The sequence below is a fragment of the Xanthomonas sp. SHU 166 genome (assembly GCF_000364685.1).
GTDB lineage: Bacteria > Pseudomonadota > Gammaproteobacteria > Xanthomonadales > Xanthomonadaceae > Xanthomonas_A > Xanthomonas_A sontii.
In genome coordinates this window covers 1-11,118 of record NZ_AQOJ01000134.1, presented here as the reverse complement: position 1 = coordinate 11,118, position 11,118 = coordinate 1, and the positions used below count along the sequence as shown (strand labels likewise).

The 11,118-nt window shown below is 69.8% G+C and carries 8 protein-coding genes; 7 read left to right on the top strand and 1 reads right to left on the bottom strand.

From position 1 onward, the window contains the following. Nucleotides 1-541 precede the first annotated feature (541 nt). From D180_RS05245 to D180_RS05215, 7 genes are all read left to right on the top strand, one after another. A complete protein-coding gene (locus tag D180_RS05245; RefSeq protein WP_043090519.1) occupies nt 542-2,074 on the top strand; it encodes an outer membrane beta-barrel protein in 1,533 nt (510 codons plus the stop codon). A 292-nt stretch (nt 2,075-2,366) separates the two neighbouring features. Continuing rightward, a complete protein-coding gene (locus D180_RS05240; RefSeq protein WP_010341961.1) occupies nt 2,367-2,459 on the top strand; it encodes a potassium-transporting ATPase subunit F in 93 nt (30 codons plus the stop codon). A gap of 16 nt (nt 2,460-2,475) precedes the next feature. Further along, the gene (kdpA, locus tag D180_RS05235; RefSeq protein ID WP_017911974.1) at nt 2,476-4,194 is read left to right on the top strand and encodes a potassium-transporting ATPase subunit KdpA; all 1,719 of its coding nucleotides are present in this window, start codon (nt 2,476-2,478) and stop codon (nt 4,192-4,194) included. A 10-nt stretch (nt 4,195-4,204) separates the two neighbouring features. After that, nucleotides 4,205-6,274, top strand: coding sequence for a potassium-transporting ATPase subunit KdpB (kdpB, locus tag D180_RS05230; protein ID WP_043090518.1), 2,070 nt, complete (start codon nt 4,205-4,207; stop codon nt 6,272-6,274). 72 nt (nt 6,275-6,346) lie between these two features. Further along, the gene (gene kdpC, locus D180_RS05225; protein ID WP_017911972.1) at nt 6,347-6,949 is read left to right on the top strand and encodes a potassium-transporting ATPase subunit KdpC; all 603 of its coding nucleotides are present in this window, start codon (nt 6,347-6,349) and stop codon (nt 6,947-6,949) included. A gap of 67 nt (nt 6,950-7,016) precedes the next feature. After that, complete coding sequence (locus D180_RS05220) at nt 7,017-9,695, top strand: sensor histidine kinase KdpD (RefSeq protein WP_017911971.1); 2,679 nt, start codon at nt 7,017-7,019, stop codon at nt 9,693-9,695. Then, complete coding sequence (locus tag D180_RS05215; RefSeq protein WP_017911970.1) at nt 9,685-10,410, top strand: response regulator; 726 nt, start codon at nt 9,685-9,687, stop codon at nt 10,408-10,410. Before D180_RS05220 ends, D180_RS05215 begins: the two co-directional genes overlap by 11 nt. 231 nt (nt 10,411-10,641) lie before the next feature. Here D180_RS05215 and D180_RS05210 read toward each other — a convergent pair. Continuing rightward, nucleotides 10,642-11,118, bottom strand: a 477-nt coding sequence (locus D180_RS05210; protein ID WP_017911969.1) for an FAD-linked oxidase C-terminal domain-containing protein, incomplete at its 5' end; no start/stop codon positions are given.

Genomic DNA, 11,118 nt, shown 5'->3' with positions numbered 1-11,118 from the left:
AGAAGGTGCCCCGCAGGGGCGGATGAGGGTACGGCACCACGCATTGCCACATAGCGCGCACACCACGCCAGCACAGCACAGCACACGAATTTACGCAGCTTTTATTCGAACCCACCTGCGCTTTGCAACGAAGATATTCGGCGATTCCTATACTTTCCGCGCTGACGACGGGGATGCTTGCGTGGAATCGATGGCTGCAATCTTGAGCGTGTCGCAGGCCGCACCGATCGCCTGCAGGCGCCGCTTGCCGCAGACGCAACGGCGTGCCGTCCGCGTCCGCGTGGCGGCCATGCCGCGTGCGCCGCGACACCACCATGGCTGCCGCAGCGCGCTGCAGCATCCGCCGCCACACGGCCGCGCGCGTTCACTGCACGCGCGTTGACGACATAGCGCCGCCACCACCGCGGCGCTGCATTCCAACTTCCTCCCCGCGATGCGCGACCCGGCGCATCGCCGGCGATGGCGCGTGCGCGTGAGGCGGCGCGCCGCCGTTGCCTCCCTCCACCCAACGAAGGACGGCTCGTTGCGAGCCGACGTCGCGATGTCCATGAAGTTCCATCCCCTGTTCCTGTTCCTGTTCCTGTTCCTGTTCCTGTCCCTGGCCGTGCTGTGCGCCAGCGATGCCGCCGCCGTGGGCCTGGCTGCGCCCGTGTCGGAGGCGATGCCGGCGTCGGAGCCCGCCCCTGTGCCGCTGGCACGCAGCGCAGATTGTTCCAATGGCTTCTTCTCGCGCCTGGCCTCGGCCTATCGCGAGGATGCGCAGCCGGCCGATCCCGATGCGCCGACGCCGGCGCGCCGCGGCCTGGCGGCGCCGTTCTCCTCGCCGCCGTTTCCGTCGGCCGAATGGCAGCTCGGCGCGGTCGACTACCCGGTCGGCGTGCCCAACGAGAACGCACAGTACCCGGTCGAGAAGGCGCTGGCGTGCACGCGCGTGGGGCAGTGGATGCAGCGCAACCGCATCGAGCTGTACGGCTGGATCAATCCCTCGCTCAACGCCAGCACGTCCTCGCGCAGCAACTACCCGCTGTCCTACTCCACGCGGCCCAATCGCGGCGAGTTCAACCAGGCGCTGATCCGCCTGCAGCGCGTGCCGGACACGGTGCAGACCGACCATGTCGACTGGGGCTTCCACCTCGACGACCTGTACGGCTACGACTACCACTACACCACGATGAAGGGCGTCACCAGCGACCAGTTGCTGCACCACCCGCAGCCCAACAGCGCGCTCAACGGCGAGATCTATGGCAACGATCCGATGATCGCGCACGTGGACCTGTACCTGCCGTCGGTGGCGCAGGGCATGCTGGTCACGGTCGGCCGCTACCTGTCGCTGCCCGACATCGAGGCGCAGTTCTCGCCGAACAACTACCTGCTGACCCATTCGATCCTGTACACGGTCGATGCCTATACCAACATGGGCATCCTCACCACCACCAAGCTCAACGACCAGTGGACGCTGCAGCTCGGCGTGCATGGCGGCGACGATTCGGCGATCTGGGACGCGACCAGCCGCCTGAGCGCGCAGGCCTGCCTGCGCTGGGTCTCCAAGAGCAACGACGACATGCTGTATCCGTGCGTGGAGTCGTACAACAACGCCGCGCAGACCTACAACAACCTGCAGGAATTCGTGCTCACCTGGGGCCACCGCTTCTCGCCGAAGGTGCACATGCTCACCGAGGCCTACCACATCTACGTGCGCGACCAGGCGCTGGCCACCGATCCGTCGCAGTCGCACGCGCCGACCGGGCGCCCGGGCTATGCGCTGGGCGAGGCGCCGGACTTCCCGCTGGGGCGCAGCAGCGCCGACGCCATCGTCAACTACGTCAACATCCAGCTCGGCGCGTCGGACATGCTGGCGATCCGCAACGAGTTCGTAAACGACCACGACGGCCAGCGCACCGGTTTCGCCACGCGCTACTCCAGCCACACCATCGGCCTCACCCACTGGGTGTCGCAGGATCTGGAGATCCGCCCGGAGCTACGCTACGAGCACGCCTACGATTTCCCCGCCTACGACGGCGGGCGCCGCAACCATCAGGCGACGGCGCTGATCGACGCGATCCTGCATTACTGAGGTCGGCGCGCGCTGCCGTGCAGGCGGCGGAGCGGCGCCGGCAGACGTGGCGCACGCGCCTGAGTCGCGCGGTTTTACGCAGAATTTATGCGTGCCGCGCGCCTTCGCCACGGAGAGTTTATGGCGACGGCTTCGATAATGCCGGCCTGGGCCAGAAGGCCTGTCCGACCCGGCGTGCGTGGCCATGTTGCGCTTCCCTTCTGCCTCCGTGCGCATGCCGCGTACGGCAGTGTTCCCACACGATTGCGGCCTGCCCTGCGGCGGGCCGTCCCTTTGTTTCGGAGTTGAGACCATGAGCGGTTGGCTTTCGTTCGTTTGCGGCGTGGCGGTGATCGTCGCGGCCGGTTACCTGCTGTACGTGATCCTGCGCCCCGAAGATTTCTGAGCCGAGTGCCACTTCCATGATCGATACATTGCTTGTCTATGCGCTCGCGCTGCTGCTGGGATGGCCGCTGGGCCTGTACCTGGCCAAGGTGATGCGCGGGGCGCCGATGCGCGGCGACGCGCTGTTCGGCTGGATCGAACGCCCGCTGTACCGCCTGCTCGGCACCGATCCGGCGCGCGGCATGCACTGGCGCGCCTATGCCGGCGCGTTCCTGGCCAGCAACCTGGTGCTGGGCGTGCTGGTGTTCGTGCTGTTCGTGACCCAGGCCTGGCTGCCGTTCAATCCGGATGCGGTGCCCAACATGCGCTGGGACGTGGCCTTGCACACCATGGTCTCGTTCCTGACCAACACCAATCAGCAGCACTACTCGGGCCAGGCGCAGCTGTCGTACCTGTCGCAGGCGGTGGGCGTGGTCGGCCTGCAGTTCATCACGCCGATGATGGGCCTGGCGCTGGTCGCGGCGACGCTGCGCGGCCTGTTCGGTGGGCGTGGCCAGGATGCGGCGCGCAAGGCAGCCGCGACTGGCGGCGAGACGGCGCAGGAGGTCGATCTCGGCAACTACTGGGCCGACGTGATCCGTCCGACCCTGCGCTTCCTGCTGCCGCTGTGCCTGCTGTGGACGCTGCTGCTGACCCAGCAGGGCGTGCCTTCGACGCTGGCGGCCGGTCCGGTCGCCACGCCGCTGGACGCCAGCGCCGGCCAGCAGACGCAGAAGATCCCGCTCGGCCCGGTCGCGGCGATGGTGGCGATCAAGCAGCTCGGCACCAACGGCGGCGGCTGGTACGGCCCCAACAGCGCGATGGCGCTGGAAAATCCCACGCCGTTCTCCAACCTGCTGGAGATGCTGGGCATCGTGCTGATCCCGGTGGCGGTGGCGTTCATGGTCGGCCCGTTCACCGGGCGCCGCAAGTTCACCGCGCTGGTGTTCGGCAGCATGCTGGTGATGTCGCTGGCGTCCACCGCGGTGTCGCTGTGGGCCGAAGGCCACGCGCCCGGCAGTGCCGCGCTGATGGAAGGCAAGGAGGTGCGCTTCGGCGTCGATGCCTCGGCGGCCTGGTCGTCGCTGACCACGCAGACCTCCAACGGCTCGGTCAACGCCATGCACGATTCGCTGGCGCCGCTGACCGGTGGCGTGGCGATGGTCAACATGCTGATCAACGCGATCTGGGGCGGCATCGGTTGCGGCCTGCAGCAGTTCCTGGTGTACCTGCTGCTGAGCGTGTTCCTGGCCGGCCTGATGACCGGGCGCACCCCGGAACTGTTCGGGCGCAAGATCGAGGCGCCGGAAGTGCGCCTGCTGGCGCTGCTGATCCTGTTGCAGCCGCTGGTGCTGCTTGGCTTCACCGCGATCACCCTTGCCCTGCCGGCCTCGATCTCGGCGACTTCCAATCCCGGCTTCCACGGCATCAGCCAGGTGTTCTACGAGTACACCTCGGCGTTCGCCAACAACGGCTCCGGTTTCGAGGGGCTGGGCGACGGCATTCCGTGGTGGAACCTGAGCTGCACCGTGGTGCTGCTGCTGGGCCGCTATCCGGCGCTGATCGTGCCGCTGATCGTGGCCGCGCAACTGGCGCGCAAGCGGGTGGCGCCGGAAACCGGCGGCAGCCTGCAGGTGGAAACCCCGACCTTCGCGCTGACCCTGATCGCGGTCATCGCGATCCTGACCGTTCTGCAATTCACGCCGGCTTTGGTGTTGGGACCGATCGCCGATCACCTGACCCTGGCCGCGCACTGAGACGACGACGATGAGCACCCCGCTTCCTTCTACTTCCGTGGCCTCTTCGCCGGCGCGCCGGCCTGGGCTGTTCGATGCCGCGGCGTTGCGCGCGGCCTTGCGCGACAGCGTGCTGAAGCTGTCGCCGCGGCACCTGCTGGGCAGCCCGGTGATGGCCGTGGTGTTCGCCGGCACGCTGCTGTCGGCGCTGATCACCGTGTCCGGCCAGGGCCCGGCCGGCTTCGGCTGGGCGGTGACCGCGATCCTGCTGGTCACCGTGCTGTTCGGCAACTTCGCCGAGGCGGTGGCCGAGGCCCGCGGCCGCGGCCAGGCCGCCTCGTTGCGGCGCGCACGCAAGGACCTGGTGGCGCGCCGGGTCGCCAGTGTGCGGCTGGACGGCGAGACCAGCGTGCCCGCCGCCGAACTGCGCCCGGGCGATCTGGTGGTGGTCTCGGCCGGCGAGCTGATCCCCGCCGACGGCGAGATCGTGCACGGCCTGGCCACCATCAACGAGGCCGCGGTCACCGGCGAATCGGCGCCGGTGCTGCGCGAGGCCGGGACCGACCGCTCCGGCGTCATCGGCGGCACCAAGGTGCTGTCCGACGAGATCCTGGTGAAGGTCACCGCCGAGCCGGGCCACAGCTTCCTGGACCGGATGATCGCGCTGGTGGAAGGCGCCAACCGGCAGAAGACGCCGAACGAGATCGCGCTGACCATGCTGCTGGCGGCGATGACCCTGACCTTCCTGATCGTGGTCGCCTCGCTGCCGGCGATCGCCGGCTTCGTCGGCGTGCACGTGGATCCGCTGCTGCTGATCGCGCTGCTGGTGTGCCTGATCCCGACCACCATCGGCGGGTTGCTGCCGGCGATCGGCATCGCCGGCATGAACCGCGCGCTGTCGGCCAACGTGCTGGCCAAGTCGGGCAAGGCGGTGGAAGTGGCCGGCGACGTCGACGTGCTGCTGCTGGACAAGACCGGCACCATCACCCACGGCGACCGCCAGGCCACCGTGTTCCATGCGCTCAGTGGCGTGGACGTGGCGCAGCTGCGCGAGGCGGCGATGCTGTCGTCGCTGGCCGACCCGACCCCGGAAGGCAAGTCGATCGTGCGCCTGGCGCGCGAGCAGGGCCTGCCGCCGGCCGATCCGGCCGGCGCCGAGTTCGTCGCCTTCACCGCGCAGACCCGCATGTCCGGCGTCGACCTGCCGGCCAACGGCATGCAGCCGCCGCGGTCGATCCGCAAGGGCGCCGCCGATGCGTTGATCCGCCACGTCACCGCGCTGGGCGGGCAGGTGCCGGCGGAGCTGAAGAGCCGCGTCGAGCAGGTCGCGCGCAGCGGCGCCACGCCGTTGGTGGTGGCCGAGGGCCGGCACGTGCTGGGCGTGGTCGAGCTGTCGGACGTGGTCAAGCACGGCGTGCGCGAGAAGTTCGCACGGCTGCGCGCGATGGGCGTCAAGACGGTGATGATCACCGGCGACAACCCGCTCACCGCCGCGGCCATCGCCGCCGAGGCCGGCGTCGACGACTACATCGCCGAGGCCACGCCCGAGGACAAGCTGGCGCGCATCCGCCAGGAGCAGGCCGGCGGACGCCTGGTGGCGATGGTCGGCGACGGCACCAACGACGCGCCGGCGCTGGCCCAGGCCGACGTCGGCCTGGCGATGAACTCCGGCACCCAGGCGGCCAAGGAGGCCGGCAACATGGTCGATCTGGATTCGGATCCGGCCAAGCTGCTGGCGGTGGTGGAAGTGGGCAAGCAGCAGCTGATCACCCGCGGCGCGCTGACCACCTTCTCGCTGGCCAACGACGTATCCAAGTACTTCGCGATCCTGCCGGCGCTGTTCGCCGCCTCGATCCCGCAGATGGCCGCGCTGAACGTGATGCGCCTGTCCAGCCCGACCAACGCGGTGCTGGCGGCGTTGATCTTCAACGCGCTGGTGATCCCGGCACTGATCCCGCTGGCGCTGCGCGGCGTGCGCTTCACCCCGTCCTCGGCGACCTCGCTGCTGCGCCGGAACATGCTGATCTACGGCGTGGGCGGCGTGCTGCTGCCGTTCGTCGGGATCAAGGCCATCGACCTGCTGCTGGTGGCGCTGGGCTGACCCCGGCGCCGATCTCTACGCTCTTTCGGAATTGCCTCCATGACCGTGTCCTCCGTTTCCCCCCGCGAACCGATGCGCTGGCGCGCGGTGCTGGTGCTGCCGCTGCTGGTGCTCGCGTCCGCCGCGCTGTACTCGTTGCTGGCCACCATGCTGGCCGGCGCGCTGTTCCCCGAGCAGGCCAATGGCAGCCTGCGCAGCCACGATGGCCGCGTGGTCGGCTCGGTGCTGGTGGCGCAGCCGTTCGCCGCCGCCGGCTACTTCCAGCCGCGTCCATCCGGCGCCAAGTACGATCCGATGTCGGCGGCCGGCAGCAACCAGGCGCGCAGCAACCCCGACCTGCGCAAGCGCCTGGACGCCACCCGCCAGGCGGTGGCCGCGCGCGAAGGCATCGACCCGGCGCAGGTGCCGGACGATCTGATCACCCAGTCCGGCAGCGGCATGGACCCGGACATCAGCGTGGAAGCGGCGCACATCCAAGTGGCGCGCGTCGCCGCGGCGCGCGGCCTGTCGCCGCAGACCGTCGCCGCCTTGGTCGCCGCGCAGACCCAGCCGCGCCAGTTCGGCCTGCTCGGCGAGCCGCGGGTGAACGTGCTGGCGCTGAATTTGGCCTTGGACGCGGCCGGAAATGGGGAAACGGGAATCGGGAATGGGCAAAAGCAGGAGCAACAGCGGTAAATCGCGCAGCCATGTAGGCTTTGCGCTCTGCGATTCCCCATTCCCTATTCCCCATTCCCAGCTCCAAATGCCCGACCCCCGCACCCAACAGGCCGACGCCCTGATCGGCGAACTGCAGCGCGAGCGCGGCGGGCGCCTGACCGTGTTCCTCGGCGCGGCGCCGGGGGTCGGCAAGACCTACGCGATGCTGTCGCGTGCGCGGCAGTTGCAGCAGCAGGGCAGCAACCTGGTGGTCGGCGTGGTCGAGACCCACGGCCGCGCCGAGACCGCGGCGCTGCTGGAGGGCCTCACCGTGCAGCCGCGGCGGCGCCTGGAATATCGCGGCCGCACCCTGGACGAGATGGACCTGGATGCGCTGCTGGCGCTCCGCCCGCCGCTGGTGCTGGTGGACGAACTGGCCCATCGCAACGCGCCGGGCAGCCGTCACGAGCGGCGCTGGCAGGACGTACAGGAACTGCTCGACGCCGGCATCGACGTCTACAGCACGGTCAACATCCAGCACCTGGAAAGCCTCAACGACGTCGTCCACCGCATCACCGGCGTGCGCGTCAGCGAGACCGTGCCCGATGCGATCTTCGATCGCCTGCGCGACATCGTGCTGGTCGACCTGCCGCCACGCGAGCTGATCGAACGCCTGCAGCAGGGCAAGGTGTATCTGCCCGAGCAGGCCGGGCAGGCGCTGCAGGCCTTCTTCTCGCCGTCGAACCTGGCCGCGCTGCGCGAACTGGCGATGCAGACCGCCGCCGACCGCGTCGACAACGATCTGCGCGACGTGCAGGCCGCGCAGGGCCGCACCAGCGTGGCGCTGCGGCGCACGGTGATGGTGGCGATCGACGGGCGCGGCCAGTCCGACTACCTGGTGCGGGTGGCGCGGCGCCTGGCCGAGCGCCGCGGCGCGCCGTGGACGGTGGTCACCGTGCAGACCCAGGCGCAGCCGGATGCCGACTGGCAACTGGAGATCGACCGCGCCTTCGCGCTGGCGCGCCGGCTGGGCGGCGAGGCCGCGCTGCTGCACGGCGCCAACGTCGCCGACGCCTTGCTCGACCATGCCGCGCGCAGCGGCGTGTCCACCCTGGTGCTGGGCCGCACCCGCGAGCGCCCGCTGGCGCGCATGATCAACCGCACGCTGACCCAGCAACTACTGCAACGCGGCGCGCACTACGAACTGGTGATCATCAGTTCGCCGGAAGCGCGCGCGCGGGCGCGGCGGCGCTGGCGCAGCCCCGCGCATTGGCTGTCGCGCGACGACCTGCTGTTCGCCACGGTGGCCTCGGCGCTGGCGGTGGTGGTCGCCTGGATCGCCGAAAGTTGGGTCGGCATCGACGACCTGTCGATGGTGTTCATCGTCGCGGTGGTGATGGTCGCGTCGAAGACGCGGATGACCGCGGCGGTGCTGGCGGCGCTGTTGAGCTTCTTCAGCTACAACTTCTTCTTCATCGAACCGCGCTTCACCTTCCAGATCGGCGCGCGCCAGGGCGTGGTCACGGTGCTGTTGTTCCTGGTCGCCGCGCTGGTCGCCGGGCGCCTGGCCTCGCGCCTGCGCATGCAGGTGTTGGCGCTGCGCGCGGTCAACGCGCAGACCACCGCACTGCAGCGGCTGGGCCGCGAACTGACCAGTGCCGCCGACCTCGGCCAGGTGCTGGAGGCTGGGCGCCGCGCGCTCGCCGGCACCCTCGATGCCGAGGCCTGGCTGCGCCTGCAGCCGCTGGAGCGCGCGCATGACGGCGCCGACGACTACGCGCCGACGATGGCCGCGGTGGACCGCAGCGCCGCCGACTGGGCGCAGCGCCACGGCCAGGCCACCGGTCGCTTCACCGATACGCTGGCCGGCGCGAGCTGGTGGTTCCTGCCGGTGCGCCACGAGCACGGCACCATCGGCGTGGTCGGCTTGCGCTTCGGCGCCGGCGTGCAGCGCCCGGGCCTGGAGCAGCAGCGCCTGGCCGAGGCGATGGTGGAGGACATCGGCCAGGCCGCGCTGCGCACGCGCTTGGTCGCCGACCTGGAGAGTGCCCGTGTCAGCGGCGAGACCGAGCGGTTGCGCTCGGCCCTGCTGTCCTCGGTCTCGCACGACCTGCGCTCGCCGCTGGCGGCGATGATCGGCGCGGCCAGCAGCCTGTCCAGCTACGGCAAGGCGATGGACGCGGACGATCGCCGCAGCCTGCTCGAGACGATCCAACTGGAAGGCGAACGCCTGGACCGCTACATCCAGAACCTGCTGGACATGACCCGGCTCGGCCACACCGGCTTGACCTTGAACCGCGACTGGATCGGCGTGGACGAACTGATCGGCTCGGCCGCGCGGCGCCTGCAGCGCTACCAGCCGCAGGTGCGCCTGGACATCGCCCTGTCCGCCGAGCTGCCGACGCTGTGGGTGCACCCGGCGCTGGTCGAGCAGGCGATCTTCAATGTGCTGGAGAACGCGGCCAAGTTCTCGCCGGCGGATGCGGCGATCCGCGTCGCCGCGGGCATGGTCGACGGCCGCTTGCGCATCGACATCAGCGACCGCGGCCCGGGCATTCCCGAGGACGAGCGCGCGCGCATCTTCGACATGTTCTACAGCGTCGAGCGCGGCGACCGCGGCCGCCATGGCACCGGCCTGGGCCTGACCATCTGCCAGGGCATGATCGGCGCGCACGGCGGCAGCGTCGAGGCGCTGCCGGGTCCCGATGGCCGCGGCACCACGATCCGCATTACCCTGCCGCTCATCGAACCCGCCGCGCCGCCGTCCCGCCCCGATGCCGACTGAGTCCCACGCCGATCCGATTCCGCCGCCGCGCGTGCTGGTCATCGACGACGAGCCGCAGATCCGCCGTTTCCTCGACATCAGCCTGCGCGCGCAGGGCTACCGCGTGCTGCAGGCCGACACCGGCGCCGCTGGCCTGGCGCAACTGGCCGCGCACGGCGCCGAACTGGTGGTGCTGGACATCGGCCTGCCCGACCAGGACGGGCACAGCGTGCTGCGCGAACTGCGGCAATGGTCGTCGGTGCCGGTGATCATGCTCACCGTGCGCGCCGGCGAGGACGAAAAGGTGCAGGCGCTGGACGCCGGCGCCAACGACTACGTGACCAAGCCGTTCGGCGTGCAGGAACTGATGGCGCGCATCCGCGTGCTGCTGCGCATGCAGCCCGTCGCTGGCGAGGCCGAGCCGGTGTTCGACGACGGCCACCTGCACATCCACCTGGGGCTGCGCGAAGTGCGCCTGGACGGCGAGGCGCTGCCGCTCAGCCGCAAGGAATACGCGCTGCTGGCCTTGCTGCTCCGGCACAGCGGCCGCGTGGTGACGCAGCCGCAACTGCTGCGCGAACTGTGGGGCCCCACCCACCAGGACGACACCCACTACCTGCGCATCCTGGTCGGCAAGCTGCGGCAGAAACTCGGCGACAGCGCGGTGGCCCCGCGCTACATCGCCACCGAGCCGGGCGTGGGGCTGCGCTTCATCGGCGTGCAGTGCCATGGCTAACGTGGCGTGCTCCTGCCTGATGTTGCAGGGGGACTTTCGTCGGGACTCGGGACTGCAGAATGATGTCCGGAGCCAAATCACCGTCGAGCGATTCGATAACAAAGTGGTGAGTTTTTAAAGGAAAGCCGGCCTTGCCGAAGCGGCGATCCATCCGATTTTGTGGGAGGGACTGAAGTCCCTCCCACAGTGCAATCGCAAATACTCCGCACTCGGGGAAAATCCCGAGTCACCTCAACACCCCGGCAATACCTTCCCCGGATTGAGGATCCCATCCGGATCCAGCGCGCGCTTGATCGCGCGCATCGCGTCAAGGGTCGCGGCATTGAAGGCCTGGTCCATGTAGTCGCGCTTGGCCACGCCGATGCCGTGTTCGCCGGACAGCGTGCCTTCCAGCGACAGCACCAGCGCGAACAGCCGTGGCAGCGCCGCCTGCGCGCGCGCGGTTTCGGCGGCGTCGTCCGGCGCGTACATGATGTTGACGTGCAGGTTGCCGTTGCCGGCATGGCCGAAGGCCACGATCGGCAGGTCGAACTCGGCGGCCAGCGCTTCCACGCCGGCCACCAGCTCAGGGATGCGCGACACCGGCACCACCACGTCTTCGTTGATTTTGCCGGGGCGGATCGTGCGCAGCGCCGGCGACAGCGCGCGGCGCGCGGCCCACAGGCGGTCGCGCGCGCTGCCGTCGGCGGCCACGTCCAGCGTCAGCAG